The 20,645-nt window shown below is 65.6% G+C and carries 22 protein-coding genes; 7 read left to right on the plus strand and 15 right to left on the minus strand.

All coding sequences use genetic code 11. The features are described 5' to 3' along the window. Positions 1-62: 62 nt before the first annotated feature. The 3 genes from H8B03_RS01270 to H8B03_RS01280 all read right to left on the minus strand — a co-directional run bounded on the left by H8B03_RS01270 (position 63) and on the right by H8B03_RS01280 (position 3,758). Positions 63-1,913, minus strand: coding sequence for a peptidoglycan -binding protein (locus H8B03_RS01270; RefSeq protein WP_193139481.1), 1,851 nt, complete (start codon positions 1,911-1,913; stop codon positions 63-65). A 3-nt stretch (positions 1,914-1,916) separates the two neighbouring features. Beyond that, positions 1,917-3,113 carry a biopolymer transporter ExbB gene (locus tag H8B03_RS01275; protein WP_193139483.1) on the minus strand — a complete coding sequence of 399 codons (1,197 nt, stop codon included), beginning with the start codon at positions 3,111-3,113 and terminating at the stop codon, positions 1,917-1,919. Between the two features lie 63 nt (positions 3,114-3,176). Next, positions 3,177-3,758 (minus strand): gamma-glutamylcyclotransferase, encoded by a 582-nt coding sequence (locus H8B03_RS01280; RefSeq protein WP_193139485.1) that lies wholly within the window; start codon positions 3,756-3,758, stop codon positions 3,177-3,179. Positions 3,759-3,822: 64 nt separating this feature from the next. Here H8B03_RS01280 and H8B03_RS01285 point away from each other — a divergent pair, with 64 nt between their 5' ends. Further along, positions 3,823-4,827 (plus strand): DUF2125 domain-containing protein, encoded by a 1,005-nt coding sequence (locus H8B03_RS01285; protein WP_193139487.1) that lies wholly within the window; start codon positions 3,823-3,825, stop codon positions 4,825-4,827. Between the two features lies 1 nt (position 4,828). On the opposite strand, the gene H8B03_RS01290 is transcribed toward H8B03_RS01285, so the two are convergent. From H8B03_RS01290 to H8B03_RS01310, 5 genes are all read right to left on the minus strand, one after another. Further along, positions 4,829-5,536 (minus strand): extensin family protein, encoded by a 708-nt coding sequence (locus tag H8B03_RS01290; RefSeq protein WP_193139489.1) that lies wholly within the window; start codon positions 5,534-5,536, stop codon positions 4,829-4,831. Next, complete coding sequence (locus tag H8B03_RS01295; RefSeq protein WP_193139492.1) at positions 5,533-6,450, minus strand: prephenate/arogenate dehydrogenase family protein; 918 nt, start codon at positions 6,448-6,450, stop codon at positions 5,533-5,535. Before H8B03_RS01295 ends, H8B03_RS01290 begins: the two co-directional genes overlap by 4 nt. Continuing rightward, complete coding sequence (gene hisC / locus H8B03_RS01300; RefSeq protein WP_193139494.1) at positions 6,447-7,535, minus strand: histidinol-phosphate transaminase; 1,089 nt, start codon at positions 7,533-7,535, stop codon at positions 6,447-6,449. Before hisC ends, H8B03_RS01295 begins: the two co-directional genes overlap by 4 nt. Before the next feature lie 140 nt (positions 7,536-7,675). Then, a complete protein-coding gene (gene rpsD, locus H8B03_RS01305; RefSeq protein ID WP_193139496.1) occupies positions 7,676-8,296 on the minus strand; it encodes a 30S ribosomal protein S4 in 621 nt (206 codons plus the stop codon). Positions 8,297-8,465: 169 nt separating this feature from the next. After that, complete coding sequence (locus tag H8B03_RS01310) at positions 8,466-9,317, minus strand: flagellar motor protein MotB (RefSeq protein ID WP_193139498.1); 852 nt, start codon at positions 9,315-9,317, stop codon at positions 8,466-8,468. An 85-nt stretch (positions 9,318-9,402) separates the two neighbouring features. On the opposite strand from H8B03_RS01310, the gene H8B03_RS01315 reads away from it, so the two are divergent. Then, on the plus strand, positions 9,403-9,969 hold the full coding sequence (locus H8B03_RS01315) for a gamma-glutamylcyclotransferase family protein (protein ID WP_193139500.1): 567 nt from the start codon (positions 9,403-9,405) through the stop codon (positions 9,967-9,969). 24 nt (positions 9,970-9,993) lie between these two features. Here the strand turns inward: H8B03_RS01315 and H8B03_RS01320 are convergent, their stop codons facing one another. From H8B03_RS01320 to H8B03_RS01330, 3 genes are all read right to left on the minus strand, one after another. Further along, positions 9,994-11,334, minus strand: a complete 1,341-nt coding sequence (locus H8B03_RS01320; RefSeq protein ID WP_193140104.1) for an MATE family efflux transporter — start codon at positions 11,332-11,334, stop codon at positions 9,994-9,996. A 165-nt stretch (positions 11,335-11,499) separates the two neighbouring features. After that, complete coding sequence (gltX, locus tag H8B03_RS01325; RefSeq protein WP_193139502.1) at positions 11,500-12,819, minus strand: glutamate--tRNA ligase; 1,320 nt, start codon at positions 12,817-12,819, stop codon at positions 11,500-11,502. 61 nt (positions 12,820-12,880) lie between these two features. Next, positions 12,881-13,297: a DUF1801 domain-containing protein gene (locus tag H8B03_RS01330; RefSeq protein ID WP_226925629.1), complete on the minus strand. Its 417-nt coding sequence runs from the start codon at positions 13,295-13,297 to the stop codon at positions 12,881-12,883. An 88-nt stretch (positions 13,298-13,385) separates the two neighbouring features. On the opposite strand from H8B03_RS01330, the gene H8B03_RS01335 reads away from it, so the two are divergent. The 3 genes from H8B03_RS01335 to H8B03_RS01345 all read left to right on the plus strand — a co-directional run bounded on the left by H8B03_RS01335 (position 13,386) and on the right by H8B03_RS01345 (position 15,859). Further along, positions 13,386-13,796, plus strand: a complete 411-nt coding sequence (locus tag H8B03_RS01335) for a metallopeptidase family protein (protein WP_193139506.1) — start codon at positions 13,386-13,388, stop codon at positions 13,794-13,796. Positions 13,797-13,882: 86 nt separating this feature from the next. Continuing rightward, positions 13,883-14,800, plus strand: a complete 918-nt coding sequence (locus H8B03_RS01340) for an MBL fold metallo-hydrolase (RefSeq protein WP_193139508.1) — start codon at positions 13,883-13,885, stop codon at positions 14,798-14,800. Between the two features lie 108 nt (positions 14,801-14,908). Next, positions 14,909-15,859 carry an endonuclease/exonuclease/phosphatase family protein gene (locus H8B03_RS01345; protein WP_193139510.1) on the plus strand — a complete coding sequence of 317 codons (951 nt, stop codon included), beginning with the start codon at positions 14,909-14,911 and terminating at the stop codon, positions 15,857-15,859. 232 nt (positions 15,860-16,091) lie between these two features. On the opposite strand, the gene hemF is transcribed toward H8B03_RS01345, so the two are convergent. After that, positions 16,092-16,982 carry an oxygen-dependent coproporphyrinogen oxidase gene (gene hemF / locus H8B03_RS01350; RefSeq protein ID WP_193139512.1) on the minus strand — a complete coding sequence of 297 codons (891 nt, stop codon included), beginning with the start codon at positions 16,980-16,982 and terminating at the stop codon, positions 16,092-16,094. Positions 16,983-17,101: 119 nt separating this feature from the next. Here hemF and H8B03_RS01355 point away from each other — a divergent pair, with 119 nt between their 5' ends. Beyond that, positions 17,102-17,476: a hypothetical protein gene (locus H8B03_RS01355; protein WP_193139514.1), complete on the plus strand. Its 375-nt coding sequence runs from the start codon at positions 17,102-17,104 to the stop codon at positions 17,474-17,476. Positions 17,477-17,478: 2 nt separating this feature from the next. Here the strand turns inward: H8B03_RS01355 and H8B03_RS01360 are convergent, their stop codons facing one another. The 3 genes from H8B03_RS01360 to clpS are packed head-to-tail and all read right to left on the minus strand — an operon-like array spanning position 17,479 to position 19,688. After that, complete coding sequence (locus H8B03_RS01360) at positions 17,479-18,294, minus strand: SDR family NAD(P)-dependent oxidoreductase (RefSeq protein ID WP_193139516.1); 816 nt, start codon at positions 18,292-18,294, stop codon at positions 17,479-17,481. After that, the gene (locus tag H8B03_RS01365) at positions 18,291-19,301 is read right to left on the minus strand and encodes a class I SAM-dependent methyltransferase (RefSeq protein WP_193139519.1); all 1,011 of its coding nucleotides are present in this window, start codon (positions 19,299-19,301) and stop codon (positions 18,291-18,293) included. The genes H8B03_RS01360 and H8B03_RS01365 overlap by 4 nt, the downstream gene beginning before the upstream one ends. 18 nt (positions 19,302-19,319) lie before the next feature. Beyond that, complete coding sequence (clpS, locus tag H8B03_RS01370) at positions 19,320-19,688, minus strand: ATP-dependent Clp protease adapter ClpS (protein ID WP_193139521.1); 369 nt, start codon at positions 19,686-19,688, stop codon at positions 19,320-19,322. Positions 19,689-19,796: 108 nt separating this feature from the next. Between clpS and H8B03_RS01375 the strand changes: the two genes are divergently transcribed. Then, positions 19,797-20,492, plus strand: coding sequence for an HAD family hydrolase (locus tag H8B03_RS01375; RefSeq protein ID WP_193139523.1), 696 nt, complete (start codon positions 19,797-19,799; stop codon positions 20,490-20,492). Positions 20,493-20,645: the final 153 nt, after the last annotated feature.

Consider the following 20,645-nt stretch of genomic DNA (forward strand, 5'->3'; position numbering starts at 1 on the left):
TCATTTTGGGAGGACCTTAACGTCATGCGCCTACGACCAAAGGCGGCCGGCGTCGCCCGGCCCTAGCGCTCCGTCAGTTTCAACTCGATCCGCCGGTTGCGCGCCCGCGCCTCGGGCGTGTCGCGCGGATCGACGGGCTGGTATTCACCAAATCCGGTGGCGGCCAGTCGCTGGGGCGGAAAGCCGAAGGCATCGACCATGAAGCGCACCACCGACAGGGCCCGCGCCTGGCTGAGTTCCCAGTTGTCCTGATAGCTGCCGCCCGAAATCGGGATGTTGTCCGTGTGCCCATCGACCCGGATCACCCAGTTGATCTCGGGCGGGATGATTGCGGCCACGTCCTGCAGCAGCTGGGCGATCTTGGCAATTTCGCCGCGCCCCTCGGTGGACAGAACCGCCGAGCCGGAAGCAAACAGCACTTCTGACGAGAACACGAAGCGATCCCCGACGACGCGGACGCCCTCCTGATCCCCCAGCAGATCCTTCAGCAGGCCGAAGAACTCGGACCGGTAGTTCTCAAGCTCTTTCTTCTCGGCCTCGACCCGCGCCCGCTCTGCCGCTTCCAGTTGCGCCGCACGCAGGGCCTCGGCCTCGGCGCGCCTGGCCTCGGACGCCGCCTGTGCCAGCGCCGCGTTCAGACGCCCGCCCAGATTCTCCAACTGGATCTGCGAAGCACTGTCACGTGCCTCGGCATCGTCCAGCAGCGCCTGCAGTTTGCCCAATTCATCCTGCAAGCCGGTCAATTGCGCGTTCAGCAAGGCCAACCGCCGCTGATCCGCGGTCGAGACCTCTTCCATCTCGGTGATCTGGCCGCGTGCCTGCGCCAGCAAGCGCGCCTGACGCTCGGTTTCGCTGAGCAGTGCCTCGGCTCCGGCTTCCGCCACGGCCCGCGCGGCCAAAGCAGCGGCCAGCTTGTCGCGTAGATCGTCCTGGCTTTCTCCGGCCCGGTCCAGTTCGGCGCGCAGCGCCTCCAATGCCGCCTCGGCAGTATCCAGCGCGCCGACATTCTCCTGCCCCTGCAACAGGGCTGCGGCAAGCTGCGCCTCAAGATCGTCGCGGGCTTCCCGCGCCGCGGCCAGCAGGGTCAGGGTGTCTTCCGCTTCTTTCCGCTGCGCCTCCAGCGACAGGGTCATGGCGGTCAGTTCCGCATCCGAGTTGCGCAGCCGTTCGCGCAGCGCCTCCGCCGCCGCGACCTCGGCCAGACGGGCGGCTTCTTCTTCGCTCAGGGCGGTTTGGGTTTCGGCCAGATTTTCAGCCAGGGCAGCCCGCTTTGCTTCGGTCAGCTCCAGTTGCGCCGCCGTGTCCTCGGTCTCGCGGCGCAGATCGGCAACCAGGGCCTCCAGGGCCTCGCGCCGGGCCGCTGCCAGCCGCGCGGCTTCGACCCCGGCGTCGACCTCCTGCCGAGCGGCGGCCAGCGCCAGTTCCAGCGCGCTGCGTTGGTCATCCAGCGCGTCAACCTCGCCTTCCAGATCGCCGATGCGCTGCTGATCGGTGGCGCGATCGGCCAGCAAGACGGCCACCTGCGCCTCGTAATCGGAAATCGCGGTGCGTGCCTGCGCGATGACATTGTTGCGCCGTTCGATTTCCGTGGACAGCGTGTCGATCAGCCGAGCCTGGAATTCCTCGTTGGTCTCGGTCTCCTGCAACTCCAATCCCAGCTCGGCAAGGTCTTCTTCCAGCTCGAAACTGCGCTGCTGCTCGGTCCCCAATGCGACGGCCAGTTGATCCAGCTCTCGCGACAGCCGGTCAAGCTGGCTTTCCTGCCCGGTGATGGTTTCGGTCTGGATCGACTGCACCACCATGAAGATGGTCAGCACGAAGATCAGCACCAGCAGCAGCGCCGTCATCGCATCGACGAAGCCGGGCCAGATGTTGGCCTCGAACCGACGTCCGCTGCGGCGGCTCAGCGCCATGGATCAGCGCCCCGCCCCGTTGGGGTCGGCGGCAATCTCGATCACGCGGGTCAGCCGGGCCAGATCGCGGCGCAATTCGGTGGTGCTTTCCTGCCGCCCGGCGGTGAGTTCTTCTAGGATCTTCAGAAGCTGCACGTCGATGGACCGCAGCCGCGACCGGGTTTCAGCCTCCAGCGCGTCCTTTTCGCCAGCGGGCTTGGCGGTGACCGTGTTGATCGCCTCGATCAGGTTTTCCTGCCCCTGCGCGATGCGGTTCAGCGCCGTGGTCATATGCGCGTCTTCGGACACCCGCGTCGCCAACTTCTCGACCGAGGCCGCGATCTCGCCCAATCGCGCATCCACCGCCGCGCGGCTCTGGTCGCTTTCGATGAAGGTGGTGTTGAGCGCGTCGAACTGCTCGGTCATCTGATCCATCAGCGTGGCCAGCATCGAGTTTTCGGCGCTCATCTCGCCTTCGCTGTCACCGGCCGAGAATCCGACGCGGGTGATGGTCGAAAGCCATTCCTCAAGCTCGCGGTAGAAGCGGTTCTGCCCGTGGCCCGCGAACAGCTCCAGCAGGCCCACCACCAGCGAGCCTGCAAGCCCCAGCAACGACGAGGCAAAGGCCGTGCCCATGCCGCCCAACTGCTGTTCCAGACCGCCGATCAGCCGCCCGAACACCTCGGTCGAGCTTTCGGTTTCCGACGGCGCCAGCGAGCGGATGGTGTCCACCACCGCCGGGATGGTCGTGGCCAGACCATAGAACGTGCCCAGAAGGCCCAGGAAAATCAGAAGGTTGACGATATAGCGCGTGATGTCGCGCGCCTCGTCCAGCCGGGTGGCCACGGAATCGAGGATCGAACGCGCCGAGGACGCCCCAATCTGCATCCGCGCCCCGCGCGTCCGCAACAAGGCCGCCAGCGGCGCCAGCATGCGCGGCGGGCGCTGGATGTCGAAACCGGGACGGTCGCGGGCAAAATCCTGAATCCAGTTTGCCGCCGAGAACAATTGCGCCACCTGCCAGAAGCAGGCGGCAACGCCGACCACGAAGACCACGCCGATGGTGCCGTTCAGCCACGGGTTGGCGGCAAAGACCGGCGACACCCGTGGATAGGCCACGTAAACGCCGATGCCGAAGGCCGCCATCACGATCACCATCGACAGAATCTGGCGCACCGGCTGGGAAAACTGCGCCCTGACCTCCCGCGTTGTGATCGCCATATGCCCGCCTCTTTCCTTGGTGTTGTGCAGCATAGGAAGCCGCCGTCTGGCTGCCAACCGGTTTTAAGTGCCCGTGGTTGCGCGCAATTCCGCCACGCGCGCCTCAAGCCAGTCCAGTTCGGGGTCGCGCAGGCCCAATTCACGCAGATGGCTGGCGGTGTTGGTCAGATACTCGTGATTGGGACCGCGCCCGCCGACGGCCCGGGCGATGACCTGCGCCTGTTCCTCAAGCGGCAGCGCACCGCAATACTGCACGTGGTCGGGGTCGATCACATAGGTCACGGCTTTTGCCACACGCCCGTCGCGCAGGCGGATCTCAAGGTACTTTTCCAGATAGGCCGACGAGATCAATTCCCGCGCGCGCAATTCGTCCAGGGTTTGCTCGGCATGATCGGGGTCCACGCGAAAGGCCACCCCGGCGCAGGTGGCCGCAGTCCCCTCATCCAGCGCCAGCACCAGCCCCGGTGCCGCCTCGGTGCCGCGATGATGGATCGACCGCATACAGAACGACCTGTGATAGCCGCTCAGATCCGCCAGCACCCGCTCGGCCACCGGAAAGCCGGGGTTCCACACCAGCGAGCCATAGCCGAAGACCCAGAACGGCGTCGGGGGTTCGGCAAGCAGGATGGCGGCGGTGTTGATCATGGTCTGGCCCTTCTGGTTCGCGTCGTTGTAAACACACAAGCAACTGTGCGGAAAAGGGCTGCCAATGCGAATTCTGTTGATCGTGGTTATTTTGGCAGCCGCCGGCTGGGCGGGATACTGGGTCTTGGGCAGCCGATCCGTGGAACGGGGGTTGCAGGGCTGGTTTGCCGCGCGCGAGGCGGAAGGCTGGTCGGTGCATGTGGATGCCATCGACACCATCGGCTTTCCCAGCCGCTTCGACACCACCCTGACAGCACTGGACCTTGCCGATCCGGAAACCGGCGTGGCCTGGTCGGCGCCGTTCTTCCAGATCCTCGCGCTCAGCTACAAGCCGCACCACGTCATCGCCGTCTGGCCAGACCAACAGCGGCTGGCAACGCCGAACCAGAAGATCGACATCACCAGCGAGACCCTGCGCGGATCCGTGGTGTTCGAACCGGGGCCGTCGCTGGCGCTGGAGCGCAGCACGGTGGAGTTCTCGCGCATCGGGCTGGCCTCGACCGCGGACTGGCGCGCGGCGCTGGATGGCGGGCAACTGGCGCTGCGGCGCACGCCGCTGGCCGAAAACTCCTATGATCTGTCGTTCGAGGCCCGCGACCTGACCCTGCCCTCCCGCCTGACCGAGATGCTGGCCCGCACCGGGCTGGGCAGCGAAACGGCGCAAGGGGTGCGGCTGGAGGCCAGCGTCGTCTTCGACCGCCCGTGGGATCGCTTCGCCATCGAGGATCGCCGCCCGCAGCCGACCCGGATCGACCTCACGCTGGCCAGCGCCACATGGGGCGAGCTGGATCTGAAACTGGCCGGAGAGCTGGAGGTCGACGCGCGTGGCCTGCCCACCGGCGAGATCACGGTGAAGGCCACAAACTGGCGCGAGATGCTGGATCTGGCAGAGCATTCCGGCCTGCTGGCGCCGCAGATCCGCCCGCTGATGGAGCGCGGATTGCAAACCTTGGCGGGGCTTACGGGCAACAAGAAAACGCTGGATCTGCCGCTGACCTTCCGCGACGGACAGGTCGTGCTGGGCGGGTTCCTGCCCGTGGGTCCGGCCCCGGTGCTGCGCCTGCGCTAGGTTACTTGCAGTAGGGTCCGCTGCGGTAGCGCGCGGTGTCCAGATGAAAATGATCGCGGTGATGGCGGTTGGCGCGCGGCCCCAACACGGTGCCGAACGGACCGCAGGCGGCCTTGTGCGCGGCTTTCATGGCCGGACCGTGGGTCTTGCTGGGCCATCCCGACAGCACCGGTATCCGCGTGCCATCGGCCAGGGTAAAGCCGCCGATGTCCACGGCGCGGCCCTTGCCATGTTCGGACACCTTGGCGCCCTTCTTGTTGTTGCGCGTGCGGCAGGCGTAATGACCGATGACCTGAACCTCGGCCAGGCCGCCCCCGGTGTCGCCGATCAGCGGCTTCACCGCCTGATCGACCCAGGCCGCCAGCGCCCGCGCCGTGGGGCAGTCGATCCGGGCCGGTTGCGACAGGCGCACGCCGTAGACCGCCGTGATCTCGACCCCGTCCTTCAGGCCGCAGCCCTTGCGGGTGCCCTTGATCGGCGCGATGGGCTTGCCCTGGATCCCTTTCACGCCGCACAGCTTCGGGCCCTTGCCAAACAGTTTCGTCAGGCCATTTGGCGTGGTCACCCCGATGGCCTGCACCAGCACATCGCCAACCGGTGCCTTGGGACGCGGCTCTGGCGCCGGGCTGTTGCGCGGCGCATTGGCCAACGCCCCCTGGGTCGCGAGCAGGAGCAGCAGCCCCGCCAGTCCCGCGACCCGGCGGCTCATTTGGTGCCCCCGCGGCCGAAATCCGGGGCCGCGGTGTCCTGACCGGCCTCGATAATGCCGCGCCGAATGGCGCGCGTGCGGGAAAAATAGTCGAACAATTCATCCCCCTCGCCAGTGCGGATGGCGCGTTGCAGGGCGAACAGCTCTTCGGTGAAGCGGCCGAGGATTTCCAGCGTGGCATCCTTGTTGTTCAGGAACACGTCGCGCCACATGGTCGGGTCCGAGGCCGCGATGCGGGTGAAGTCCCGAAAACCGGCCGCCGAGTATTTCACCACCTCGCTGTCGGTCACCCGGCGCAGATCGTCGGCCACGCCGACCATCGTATAGGCGATCAGGTGCGGCACATGGCTGGTGACGGCCAGCACCAGGTCATGGTGGTCAGCGTCCATTTCCTCGACGTTGGCACCTATGCCTTCCCACAGCGCCCGCAGCCGGGCGGTGGCGGCGGGATCGGTGCCCTCGACCGGCACCAGCAGGCACCAGCGGTTGTCGTAAAGCTCGGCAAAGCCGGATCGTGGCCCCGAATGCTCGGTCCCGGCGAGCGGATGCGCGGGGATGAAATGCACGCCCTCGGGGATGTGCGGGGCCACCGCATCAATGACCGCGCGCTTGACCGAGCCGACGTCCGATACCGTGGCGCCGGGTTTCAGGTGCGGCGCAATCTCGGCCGCCACCGCGCCCATCGCCCCCACCGGCACGCAGAGCACCACCAGATCGGCATCCTTGACGGCCTCGGCGGCGGTGTCGGTGACGCGGTCGCACAATCCGTCCAGACGCGCGATCTGCCGGGTTTCGGGCGAGCGGGCGGTGCCCACGATCTCTCCGGCCAGACCGCGCCGCCGCATAGCATGCACCATCGACGAGGCGATCAGCCCCAGCCCGATCAGGGCAACGCGGTTGTAGATGACGCTCATGCCGAGCCGTCCTTGAAGGCCGCAACCGCAGCAACCACGCGCTGGCAGGCGGCCTCGTCCCCGATGGTGATGCGCAGGCATTCGGGCAGGCCATAGCCCGCCACCGCGCGCACGATCAGCCCGGCCGCCTGAAGCGCGGCATTGCAGGCCAGCGCCTCATTGGCATCGGCGAAGCGGGCCAGGATGAAATTGCCGAATGACGGGTCCGACGGCACCCCCAGCTTGGCCAGCTCCGCCGCCAGCCAGGCCCGCAGGCGGGTGTTTTCCGACAGGCTGAACGCGGTGTGGTCGTCGTCGTCCAGCGCCGCCACGGCTGCCTTGATCTGCACCTGCGAGACGTTGAACGGCCCGCGCACCCGGTTGAGCGCGTCAATCACGTGATCCGGCCCGTAGCCCCAGCCGACGCGCAGCCCGCCCAGCCCGTAAAGCTTGGAAAAGGTGCGGGTCATCACCACGTTGTCGAACTGGTCCACCAGCGCGGCGCCACCATCGAACCCATCGACGAATTCGGCATAGGCCCCATCGATCACCAGCAGCACATGCGCGGGCAGGCTTTCGGCCAGACGCCGCAACCCCTGCCCGCCGACCATGGTGCCGGTGGGGTTGTTGGGGTCGGCCACGAACAGGATGCGGGTGCGATCGGTCACCGCCGCCAAAAGCGCGTCCACATCGGTGGTGCGGTTGCGTTCGGGCGCGGCCACCGGCGATGCGCCCGCGGCCAGTGCCGAGATCTTGTACATGGCAAAGCCGTGTTCTGAATACAGAACCTCGTCGCCCGGCCCGGCGTAAGTCTGGCACAGGAACGAGATGATCTCGTCGCTGCCGGCCCCGCAGATGATGCGATCCGCCTCAAGCCCGAACTTGTCGGCAATCGCCCGGCGCAATTCGATGTGATCCCCCGGCGGATAGCGGTGCGCGGTCACGCAGGCCTCCTGCGCGGCTTTCACCGCGGCCGGGGACGGGCCGAAGGGATTCTCGTTGGACGAGAGTTTCACCACATCGGCCACCCCTTCCACCGTGTCGGCACCGCCCTTGTAGGGGGCGATTTCCAGAATGCCGGGCTGGGGGACGATCTGCTGGGTCATGGCGCTCTCCGTTTGCGCTGTTCTAACCACGGCTGCGGGCCAAGGCCAGCCGCCAAAATGACAGGGGCACGAGCCCCCGAAAAACGAAAAAGGCCGCCCCGGTTGCCCGGCGCGGCCTGTCGAATGGATACGGTCGGAACTTAGTTCTGAGCGTAGTATTCGATCACCAGGTTCGGTTCCATGTGGACCGGGTACGGCACGTCACCCAGACCGGGGGTGCGCACGAAGGTGGCGGTCATCTTCGAATGATCGGCTTCGACATAGTCAGGCACGTCACGTTCGGCCAGTTGAACGGCTTCCAGCACGACGGCCAGTTGCTTGGACTTCTGGCGCACCTCGACCACATCGCCTTCCTTGACGCGGTAGGACGGGATGTTGACGCGCTTGCCGTTCACGGTGACATGGCCGTGGTTCACGAACTGGCGGGCCGCGAAAACGGTCGGCACGAACTTGGCGCGGTAGACGACGGCGTCCAGACGGCGCTCCAGCAGACCGATTAGGTTTTCACCGGTGTCGCCCTTCACACGCTCGGCTTCGGCGTAGATGCGGCGGAATTGCTTTTCGGTCATGTCGCCGTAGTAGCCCTTGAGCTTCTGCTTGGCGCGCAGCTGCAGACCGAAGTCCGACATCTTGCCCTTGCGGCGCTGACCGTGCTGGCCCGGCCCGTATTCGCGGCGGTTCACCGGCGACTTGGGACGGCCCCAGATGTTTTCGCCCATGCGGCGGTCGATCTTGTACTTGGCAGACGTGCGTTTGGTCACGGCTGATCTCCTTCTTTGGGCCCTTGCGGGCGTGAAGGGCGTTGTCCTATGCCTTGCGGCCGACAGGCATCCCCTTGCGGGGGCCACCAACACCAATTGTTCCGCAGCAAGCGGAGAGCGCCGTTTAGGGCGGCTCGACCAGGGAGTCAAGCCGCACCCCGCGCGAAACTCAGAAGGTCGACCGCAGCACGGTGATCTCGACCCGGCTGTTGCGCAGATCCATGCGGTTGTCCAGCACCGGCTGGCTGTCGCCATAGCCGGTGACCCGCTGGATGCGCGCCGGATCCAGCCCCGCCCGTTCGATCAGCTTGCGCGCCGCCAGCGCCCGGTTGGTCGATCGATCCCAGACCGGGTTGTCGGCCAGCACCAAGGGGCGCGCGGCCAGATGCGCGGCCACCGAGACATCGTTGGTCACCAACTGCATCAACGCCGTGATCTGACGAAGCAAGGCCTTGAGTTGCGGGGTCGGCGTATCGTCCTCGTCAAACAGGCGCGAGTCGGGCAGTTCCCAGACCTCGATCACCAGCCCCACGTCGGACAGCCGGGTCACCACGTGGCGTTGTTCCAGCAGCCGGGCCATGCTTTCGCCACCGCGCAGCTTGAGCGTTTCCAGCAGTTCCTCGGACTCGGGCGGCACCACATTGGTCTGATCCTGCACGCGGGTTGCCTGCGTGCCCAGCCCGGTTTCGCCCTTGGCCTGACGCTGATCGGTGGGATGCAGGTTGGCCGCACCATTGCCGTTCTGGGCAAGTTCCTCGGTCGAGAACACGCTGTCGCCGTAGAACGAGCCATCGCCGCCCCCCGAGACCCGGTTGATCGGAATGGTCGGCGAAAAGTAGTCCGCCAGACCCTTGCGCTGTTTCTCGGTCGTGGCATTCAGCAGCCACATCAGCAGGAAAAAGGCCATCATCGCGGTCACGAAATCCGCATAGGCCACTTTCCACGCGCCGCCGTGGTGGCCGCCCTCTACCACCACCTTCTTGCGCTTGATTACAATCGGGGCCAGAGACTCATCTGACATCACACACCTCACATTCACCCGACGAAAGGGATAGCATCCCGGGGGTGAAGGCAGGCTTAATCGCGACGGGAGGCACACGGGGCACATGCACCAGCAGTATTTCTTCGGCTACGGATCGCTGGTGAACCAGCGCACGCACAGCTATCCCGAAGCCCGGCCGGCGCGGCTGAAAGGCTGGCGGCGGTTGTGGTGCCATACCGAGGCTTCGGACCACGTGTTCCTGTCGGCGCATCCGGTGACCGGCGGCACCATTGACGGGCTGATCGCGCAGGTGCCGGGACAGGACTGGCGGGCGCTCGATCACCGCGAAACAGGGTACCAGCGGGAACCGGTGACCGATCACGTGGATCACGACCATCCCGCGCAGCCGCAGGTGCAGGTCTACGCCATCCCCCGCGACCGGCATCTGTCCGAAACCGGCGGGCATATCCTGCTGAGCTATCTCGACGTGGTGGTGCAGGGTTTCCTGAAAACCTATGGCACTGTCGGCGTGGCCGGGTTCTTCGACAGCACCGACGGCTGGGACCGCGTGGTTCTGGATGATCGCGCAACCCCCCGCTATCCGCGTCACCAGCAGTTGACGTCGTCGGAAACCGCGTTGGTCAACGGGCATCTGGATCGGTTGCCGGTGCGGATCCAGCGGGCAGGGTAGCGTCGGGACGCGACGGGGCGTGCCCTAGCGCCGCCCGTAAAACAGCTGGATCAGGCGGCGTTGCTGGCGGAACCCGGTGTCATCCTTGGGCGGTGTGCCGGGGCGGTGCGAGATCAGCCGCAAGGCCAGCCAGATCGACAGACCGGCGAAAAACACGCCCCCTACCGCCTGCCCGATCAGCACACCCGGTGCGCCTGCAATCGCCGCCCCGGCGATCACGAAAGGAATGGTGCCCAGCGTGTGACGACCCCAGTTCATCGCCGTGGACAGGAACGGCCGCCCGGTGTTGTTGAAGGCGGCATTCGACACGAACAGCGCCCCGTTGAAGAAGAACGCCAGCGCCAGCGGGCCGCAGAACAGATAGATCAGGGCGCGGCTTTGGCCCTCGGCCCGGAACAGATCGGCGATGGGCGCCCGCAGGACGAACAGCAGGGCGGTCATCCCCAGCACGAAAAGTGCCGTGAACAGCAACCCGTCCAGATAGGCCCGGCGCACGCGGGCCGGGTTGCCCGCGCCGAAGTTCTGCCCGATCACCGGGCCGACCGCGCCGGACAGGGCAAAGATGACGCCGAAGGCCACCGGGATCAGGCGGCTGACCACGGCCAGACCCGCCACCGCGTCTTCACCGAACTGCGCCATGGAGCGAGTGACATAGGCCTGCCCCACGGGGGTGGCCAGCTGGGTCAGGATCGCGGGCAGCGCGATGGCCAGGATGGCGCGAAAATCCTGACGCAGCCCCGCAGCACCGGGCCAGGCAAGCCCGCCGTGGTGCCGGAAGATCGGGCGCAGGGCAAAGTAGGCCATCGCGGCGCGGGCGGCGACGCTGGCCAGCGCGGCCCCGGTCAGATCCAGCCCAAGCCCGAAGATCAGCAGCGGATCCAGTGCCGCGTTGACCGCGCCGCCGATCACCGTGGCCTGCATCGACCGGCGGGCGTCGCCATGGGCGCGCAGGATGGCGCCGCCGACCATGCCGATCAGCAGCAGCGGCAGGCTGGGAATGATGATGCGCAGATAGCCGACCGCCAGATCCTGCGTGGCGCCGCTGGCCCCCACCAGCCGCACCAGTGCGGGCAGGTTGACCCAGACCATGGCGGCGAACAGCGCCCCGAACAGCACGCCGTAGACCAGCGTCGTGGCGGCTTTCTGGCGGGCGGCCTCGATCGCGCCGGCACCCAGGGCACGGGCCACCAGCGCCCCGGCGGCAATCGCCATGCCGATGCCGAAAGAGGATGTGAAGAACAACAGTGCCCCGGCGTAGCCGATGGCAGCAGCTAGTTCATCGCGCCCCAGCATCGAGATGAAGATCATGTCGACGAAATCGACGATGAACACCGCCATCAGCCCGACCGAGGCGGTCAGCGACATCACCGAGATGTGCCGGAACAGGTTGCCTGACAGGAATTTGGCTCTCTGGTTCACATGCGCTCTCCATACCGCCTGCGCGCCCCGTGTCCCCACGGATTGCGGCTTTCCCTTCCGGTGGTGTGTCGCGAAACCGGGACGGCGCTGCCGCCCCGGTCCCCACCGGATCTATTGCTTCGGCAGCGCCCGCATCAGCGGCAGGAAATCGGCCATCTCGGGCCCACGGGCGCGCCCCGTCAGCGCCTTGCGCAGCGGCATGAACAGCCCCTTGCCCTTGCGCCCGGTCTCGGCCTTCACGGCGTCGGTCCAGCTTTTCCAGGTGGTGGCGTCAAAGGGCAACGGCGGCAGCAGGGCCATGGCCTGTGCCACGAATTCCGCGTCTTCCTCGGCCACATCCGGCGTCGCGCCTTCGGACAGGATCTGCCACCAACCGGCCAGATCGGCGCGGGTGGTGATGTTGTCGCGGATCACCTCCCAGAATTGCGGCGCCAGGTCGTCGGGCACGCCCGCGGCAGCCACATCGGCGGCGGCGGCCTCAAGGGGCAGCGCCCCCAGATAGCGGGCGGTCAGCGGGAACAGGTCGTCGACGTCGAACTTGGTGGGCGCCGCGCCGAAATGGGTGATGTCGAACCCTTCGATCAGCTCGTCCAGCGAGGTGCGAAGCTCTACCGGGTCCGACGACCCCAGCCGCGCCATCAGCGACAGCAACGCCATCGGCTCCACCCCCTGCTCGCGCAGGTCGCGCAGGGCCAGCGTGCCCAGACGTTTCGACAGCGCCTCGCCCTGCGGGCCGGTCAACAGCGAGTGGTGGGCAAAGCTGGGCACGGCGCCGCCAAGCGCCTCGATGATCTGGATCTGGGTGGCGGTGTTGGTCACATGGTCCGAACCGCGCACCACATGGGTCACGCCCATCTCGGTGTCATCCACCACCGAGGCCAGCGTATACAGCACCTGCCCGTCACCCCGGATCAGCACCGGGTCCGAGACCGAAGCCGCGTCGATCGACAGGTCGCCGAGGATCTGGTCATCCCACGCGATCCGGGTCTGGTTCAGCAAGAACCGCCAATGGCCGCCACGCTCCGCACGCAGTGCCTGTTTCTCGGCTTCCGACAGGTTCAGCGACGAGCGGTCATAGACCGGCGGCTTGCCCATGTTCAGCTGCTTCTTGCGCTTGAGGTCCAGTTCGGTGGGCGTCTCGAAGCACTCATAGAACCGCCCCATCTCGCGCAGCTTGTCGGCGGCCTCGGCATAGCGGTCCAGACGCTGCGACTGGCGTTCCACCCGGTCCCACGTCAGGCCCAGCCATTCCAGGTCTTCCTTGATGGCATCGACATAGGCTTCCTTCGACCGCTCGGGATCGGTGTCGTCGATGCGCAGGATGAAGGTGCCGCCAGCCTTGCGGGCGATCATGTAGTTGAACAGCGCGGTGCGCAGGTTGCCAACGTGGATATAGCCCGTGGGCGAGGGCGCGAAACGGGTGGTGGTCATGTGAATCTCCTGTCGGCGTTTCGTGTTCCACACCGCAGGGATTTTGTCGAGAGGCGGCGCCTCAGGTCGGCTGGATTGGCCAGCGTGTCGCCAGATCCTCCAGCCCGGCGCGGATCAGGCGGCGCAGGGCATCCTCGTTCACGCCGCTCAACCGGCCCAGGTACAGGCAGGACTTGCCCAACTTGTGACGGCCCAGATCGTTCAGGATATGGGCGAACTCGCCATAGCCCGGCATGATATAGACCACCATGTTGGCCTTGCGCGGGGCAAACCCCGTGGCCAACGTCTGACCGCTGTGGCCGGTGGCATAGGTGTAGTCATAGCGCCCGTAGCCGATGATCGACGTTCCCCAGAGCACAGGTTCGAACCCGGTTTCCTCGCGAAAGATCCGGTCCAGCAGGATGGCATCCTCGCGTCGGCCCGCAGGTTCCACCTGCGCCAGATAGCTGGCCACATCGGCGTCGCTGGGCTGTGTCATGTTGGTTCCCATACGGCCAATTATATCACGGGATTGCCAATGGGCCGAGGGGTTTCCCCCCGGCCCGCCAGCGGTCATACCTTGGCCCATGACGCAGGATTGGACAGGGGCCATCGCGCCCAGCCTTGAGCAGTTCGAAACCATGGGCCGGGCGGCGCTGGAGGCCCTGCCCGCCGCCTATCGCGCAGCCGCCCGCGACGTGCTGCTGCGGGTCGAGGATTTCGCCGATGACGCCATGCTGGACGGGCTTGGCCTGCAAGACCCGTTCGAACTGACGGGCCTTTATGATGGCGTGCCCATGACCGAGAAATCGGTCAGCGATCAGCCCTATGGCCCGGACATGATCTGGCTGTTCCGGCGTCCGATCCTGGACGAATGGGTCACACGCGGCGACGTGGCGCTGGATCATCTGGTGGCGCATGTGGTGGTGCACGAACTGGCCCACCATCTGGGCTGGTCGGATGCGGACATTGCCCGCGTCGATCGCTGGTGGGAGTAACACGTCTCACGAGAGAGTGATCACGCTCGAAAGCAAATCCGGGGCATCTAGGTTATTGTGAGTGCTCATTCAACAGGGAGATTGATATGACCCGCTTCACCCGTCGCCAGGCCCTTTCCGCCGCCGCCGCCGTACCCCTCGCCGCCGGATTGGCGCGTCCGGCCCTTGCTGCCGCTGACAAGCAGGGCGCGGCAACCCCTTCGTTCAACCGTGTCACGCTGGGAGATTTCGAAGTCACCACCATCGCAGCCGGGGCCGCGGTGCGCGAAGACCCGCAGAGCATCTTCGGCATGAATGTCGATGCCGAAGCCTTTCAGGAGGTCTCGGACCAGAACTTTCTGCCCACTGACAAGCTGGTCATTCCCTTCACCCCGACGGTGGTGAACACCGGCGCCGAGTTGATCCTGTTCGACACCGGCCTGAACCCCGAAGGCACCACCGGGCTGCTGGAACAGGCCGGGATCTCGGCGGACCAGGTGGACACCGTGGTGTTGACCCACATGCACGGCGATCACATCGGCGGCCTGTCCACCGACGGGGCGCCCACCTTCGCCAACGCCAAGATCATCACCGGCGCGGCCGAGCACAATTACTGGGCCGGGGCGGACAATGACAACTTCAAGGGCAAGGTCGCGCCGCTGAACGATCGGATATCGTTCCTCGACGACGGCGGCAGCGTCGCCTCGGGCATCACCGCAATGTCGGCCTTCGGTCATACGCCGGGACACATGACCTACATGATCGAAAGCGGCGGCAAGCAGCTGGTGATCTTTGCAGATACCGCCAACCACTATGTCTGGTCGCTGGGCTATCCCGACTGGGAAGTGCGGTTCGACATGGACAAGGCCGCCGCCGCTGCGACCCGGCGCAAGGTGCTGTCGATGCTGGCCACCGACAAGATCCCTTTCATCGGCTACCACATGCCCTTCCCCGGCATGGGCTACGTGGAAACCCGTGGCGACGGCTTCCGCTATGTGCCGGTCAGCTACCAGATGATGCTGTAACCCCCACGCGGCGCGGCGGGAACGCACCCGCCGCGTTGCCGCATCGCGGGGCTGTCCAAGCCGCGGGCGATTCACTAGGCTGCGCGCGTCCCGGTTGGATTGGTATTCATGTCTCAAGTTCTGCGCGGCACCTTCATTGGTCTTTGCCTGCCTTTCGCCATCCCGCTGCCGATTCTGGCGGTGCTGTTTCAATTCATGCCGAATGGCGATCCGCTGGGCAGCTTTGCCCGCATTCTTGAACATATGGCGCCGCAGATTCTGGCGATCTGCCTTGTCCCTGCCCTGTTGCTGTGGCTCTTGCGGGCCCGCCTCCTCAGCCTGCTCAGCCTGGTGCTGATCCTTGGCGGCAGTGGCCTGATCGCGGCGCAGCATATCCAGGCCTCGACACCGCTGCGGGCCGATCTTGAGCCGGATTTCTCGGTTGTCTGGTTCAACGCCCTGTTCGACAACCCGGTCCCGCCCGAAGCCATCGCCGACGAATTGCGCGCCACCCTGCCCGATGTGGCCGTGCTGGCCGAAGCCACGCAACTGGAAGACATGATTGCCGACCTGTCGGATGTCTTCCCCTACCGCCTGGGCTGTCTGGAGGTTTGCGAGGTGGTGATCCTGTCGCGCCACCCTTTCCTTGTGCGCGCGGTCCGCAATCCCGGCCCGGTGTGGCGCGAAAGGATGCTGGTTGTCGATGTCATGCCGCCCGGTCAGGACAGGACCGTCAAGGTCGTGGCACTGCACATGGTCAAGCCGTGGTATTTCGGGATTACCGAGTTGGAGACCCAATTGGTCACCGCCCGCCTGCGCCGCTACACCGGGCCGACCGTGGTCGTGGGCGACTTCAACGCCGCACCATGGAGCGACCGGATGCGCTTCATCCGCAAGCGCAGCGGGCTGGAAGGCATCCGCTGGCCAATGGCGACCTGGCCTGCGGCCGCCGGCCGGGCCGGGGTGCCCATCGATCATGTGCTGGTCAAGAATGGCCCGCAGGTGGTGGCGGTGACGCCCTGGGGCCAAGAATTGGGGTCGGACCACCGCGGGCTGCTAGTGGACATCGCCCTGCCATGACACGGCCTGTCGCTCCTATGCGAAAGGATAGGCCCCCTGCCCGGCTGCCACCGGCCTTATACCAAAGCAAACGGGCGTGAGGGCGGTCGGGTTCCTATATGTCTGGTGTATCGCCAAGGCCAGTTCCCAGCCGGATACCACAGTTTGCGCCGGTCTTCTGATCCCTCTCTCTTCCTCCCCCGGCGCGCAATCGAAAGACCCCCGTTCCCTCCCGGGGGTCTTTCCAATTCTGTCAGGCCCATTTGGCCAGTGGCGGCAGGCTCATCAACACGGCGTTGGCGTCATGGCCGGTGGCCAGCCCGAACTTGGTGCCCCGGTCGTAGACCAGGTTGTATTCCGCATAGAGCCCGCGATGGACCAACTGTGCGTCCTTGTCGGCCTCGGACCAGTCGGTATTCAGGCGGCTGCGGGTCACCGGCAGGAAAGCTGGCAGGAAGGCCCGACCCACGTCGCGGGTGAAGGCAAAATCCGCCTCCCAGTCGCCGGTGTTCAGATCGTCGAAGAAAATGCCACCTACCCCGCGCGCCCGGCCCCGGTGCGGAACGAAGAAATACTCGTCCGCCCAGGCCTTGAAACGCGGGTAATACTCCGGGTCATGCGGGGCGCAGGCGCCTTCCAGAACCTTGTGAAAGGCTGCCGTGTCTTCGCTGTATTCGATGCAGGGGTTCAGATCGGCACCGCCGCCGAACCACCAGGCGTTTGGCGTCCAGAACATGCGGGTGTTCATGTGCACCGCCGGGGCATGCGGGTTCTGCATATGCGCCACGAGGCTGATCCCCGAGGCCCAGAACCGCGGATCGGCCTCGATCCCCGGCACGCCGCGCGCCGCCATCGACGCCTGCGCCTGCTGGCCCAGGGTGCCATAGACGGTCGAGACATTGACCCCGACCTTTTCGAACACCCGCCCGCCGCGCATCACCGACATCAGACCGCCGCCGGCATCGGCGCCATTGTCCGCGGCGCGGGTGGTGGTCGTGACCTCGAATCGCCCGGATGGCAGGTGCGCCGTCGGCCCGTGCAGCGAACTGTCCTCCAGCCCTTCGAAAGCGGTGACGATCTGGTCACGCAGTTCTCGGAACCAGGCGCTGGCGCGGGCCTTTCGCGCGTCGAAACTGTCGGTCATGGCGGTCTCCTTCTGTCGATTACCGCCCTAGCAAGTCCCGGCCCGGTTCACCATTCCCTCGAACGCGTGAATTGCCATCTGTCGCATGGGGCTGCTATCCAGAAACAGATGAGGCGCCCATGCGATTTGTGATATTTCCGGTTCTCTTGCTTCTGGCGGCCTGTGGCACGCCCGAGCAGCGCTGCGTGCGCCAGTATACCGGCGAGGTCGCCACCGTGGAGCGGCTGATCGAGGAAACCGAGCTGAACCTGACGCGCGGCTATACCTACGTGCTGGAGCCTTCGCCGTTCAATTTCTATTGGGGGGGCTGCACCGGGGGCTGGGATGGCTTCAACTTCTGTGGTTACAGCCAGCCACAATACCGCAGGAAGGCCGTGGCCATAGACCCGGCGTCCGAGAACCGGAAGCTGCAGGATCTGCAACAGAAGCTGACACAACTGAAATCACAGGCCCGACCGGTGCTGGAAGCCTGCGGTGTGACCGTCGTCGACTGAACTCAGTGCGCGGGTGCTGTCACCGGATCAACCAGCGTGCGGCCGCCGTCCACGGTCAGGATCTGCCCGGTCATGAAGCCCGAGCCTTCGCTGGCAAGGAATTGCACGGTCTCGGCCACTTCCGACGGGTTGGCGATGCGGGACAATGGCGTGTGATCCACGATCTGGCTGCGGTAGTCGACATTGTCACGCAGCGAGTGCTTCAGGCTGGACGACATGACCGACCCGAAGGCCACCGAATTCACCCGGATACGGTGCGGCGCCAGCGCCACCGCGTGCGAGCGCGTCAGCTGATCCAGCGCCGCCGTCGACACCGAGAACGCCAGAAGCTGCGGATGCGTCCGCCGCGCCGCGATCGACGACAGGTTGATGATCGATCCCACGGGCCGGTCATCATCGATGCCTTCGTTCGCCTCGGCCTGGGCGATCATCCGCTTGGCGGCGATCTGTGTCAGGCGCAGGCTGGTCATCAGGTTCTGCTGCAACTGCTGCTCGACCACGTCGTCCAGATCCAGAATGTCGGCATCGGTGGCATGCACCTGCCGCGAGGCATTCACCAGGATATCGAGCCGGTCGAAATGATCCAGCGTCGCCGACATCAGGTTGTTCAGCGTCAGCCTTTCGCGCAGATCCCCGGCAAAGTAGGCGATCTTTTCATTGTCCGCCTCGTCGGACAATTCTTCCTTCAGGCGGGCTTCGTCTATGTCTGCGAACATCACGTTGGCCCCGGCGCGGGACAGGTGGCGCGCGATGGCAAAGCCGATGCCATGGGCGGCACCGGTGACGATGGCGGTCTTGCCTTCGACGGAAAAACTCATGATCGGCCTTTCTTGCCAGTCCGCCGCGGTTTCTCGGCGCGCAGCAGCTTGAAGGAACGGGTTCCGTCCAACACATGCACCGCGGAAAACCGCAGATCCAGTTCCGCTTCATAAGGCAAATGCCGGTTCGCAACCAGCCACAGCTTGCCGTGGGGCGCGAGGGCGCGGGCAGCCGCCGCGATGAACGCCCGGCCCAGTCCCGGATCGCCGCTGCGTCCGGTGTGGAACGGCGGGTTCATCACCACGGCATCCAGCGGTGCCTCGGGCTGCCAAGCGGTGGCATCAGCCCAATGGAACGAGGCACGCGGGTCGGTGATGTTCTGACGGGCCGCGCTGAGTGCGATATGGTCGGCCTCGACCAGATCCAGATGGGTGACCCCGTCGTTCTGCAGGATCTGGCGGGCCAGATAGCCCCATCCCGCCCCAAGATCAGCCACGCGTCCCTTCAGAACCGGCAGCGCCTGCGCCAACAACTCCGAGGCCGGATCGATGCCATCTGCCGAAAATACCCCCGGCCCGGTCACGAAGTCCCCCGCCCGCAGATCCGGGGCGCGCCAGTCGTCAAAGCGGTCGGCACCAACCTGCCCCCAGAACAGGCGGCCATGCGCCTTGGTGAAACTGTCGGCGCTGTCCAGGCGTGCCCGGCAGGCCTTGAACAGCGAATCCACCCCGTCGGTCTTGGCGCCGTCCACCAGCAGCCATCCGCCGGTGGGCAGGCTGGCCGCGGCCTCGGCGATCCACATCTGGGCGCGGGCGCGTGCGCGCGGCAGGGTGACGATGGCCAGATCCGCTGTATGGCCCATGGACAGCACCGGATGCACGGCAATCCCAGCCTCGGCCAGATGGCCCGCCACGGGTTGCAGGGGTTGAATTGCGGTCACAGTCCCAAACGCCAGATCCTGCGCCGACTCGGGCGTGGGCATCCCGAACCAGACCACGCGCGTGGTGTCGGCCCATTCGGGCAGCAGACCCTGCGTCAGGGCCAGCGAGAGGCGGGTGTCAGACATGGGGACCCGGCGCGCCGGTCATTCCCGTTCCATAGTGCATTGCAGCGGATGCTGGTGACGGCGCGCGAAATCCATGACCTGCCCGACCTTGGTCTCGGCAATCTCGAAGGAGAACACGCCGACCACGGCCAAACCCTTCTTGTGAACGGTCAGCATCAGTTCGAAGGCCTGACTGTGAGTCATGCCGAAAAACCGCTCAAGCACATGGACGACAAACTCCATCGGGGTGTAGTCGTCGTTCAGGATCAGCACCTTGTACAGCGGCGGCCGTTTCGTCCGGTTCCGGGTCTGGGTGATGATCCCGGTGTCCCCGTCGGTCCCGTCGTCGTCATCGGCTGAAAGGATCAACGGATAATCTTGCAATTCGAGACTCCAGCGGTTTCTCATCAAGCGCGTGCGGTCACCATATAATCGTGGTTGGGTCCATGAAAAGGGGGCGCCGCGGGGCGGTCGGTCTAGGTGACACCGAAACTGCGGCGAGACAAGGGGCTGAAGATGCAAAAACTGACGGCGATCGGCTTTGATGCGGATGATACGCTTTGGCAGAACGAACAGTTCTTCCGTCTGACCGAAGAGCGATTCGCCGATCTGCTGCGCGATCACGCCGGCCCCGACCATCTGGCCGAACGCTTGCTGGAGGCCGAGCGGCGCAACCTTGGCCACTATGGCTTCGGCATCAAGGCCTTCATGCTGTCGATGATCGAAACCGCCATCGATGTGACCGACGGCAAGGTGCCCGCCGCGATCATCCGCGAGATCATCGACGCCGGACAGGAGATGCTGGCCCACCCCATCGAGCTTCTGCCCCATGCCCGCGCGGCGGTGGAACTGGCCTCGACTGCACACCGGGTGATTCTGATCACCAAGGGCGATCTGCTGGACCAGGAACGCAAGCTGGCGCAATCGGGACTGGGCGACATGTTCGACGGGGTCGAGATCGTCTCGGACAAGAAGCCCCAGACCTATATCGACATCTTCACCCGCCACGGCAGCGGCCCCGAATCGGCGATGATGGTGGGCAATTCGATGAAATCCGACGTGCGTCCGGCCATTGATGCGGGCGGTTGGGGCGTGTTTGTTCCCCATGGCATGACCTGGGCGCTGGAACATGCCGACGCCCCCGAAGACCACCCGCGCTTTCGCGAACTGACCGATCTGGGAGAGTTTGCAGCCCTTCTGCAACAGTTCTAGGGAAAATCTAGCGCCCGGAAGCCCCGATGCCGCCACATCTGCCCTCGCGGCACCTGCGCGTCATTTCGGGTATAAAACCCTGCCGCATCAAAAATTTCCGTGCTAGTCTTAACCTGCAGGCAACCAAGCTAGCCGAAAAATCGGCAGCGGGCA

Origin of the sequence: Meridianimarinicoccus sp. MJW13, assembly GCF_014901205.1 — a bacterium.
Classification (GTDB): domain Bacteria; phylum Pseudomonadota; class Alphaproteobacteria; order Rhodobacterales; family Rhodobacteraceae; genus Meridianimarinicoccus.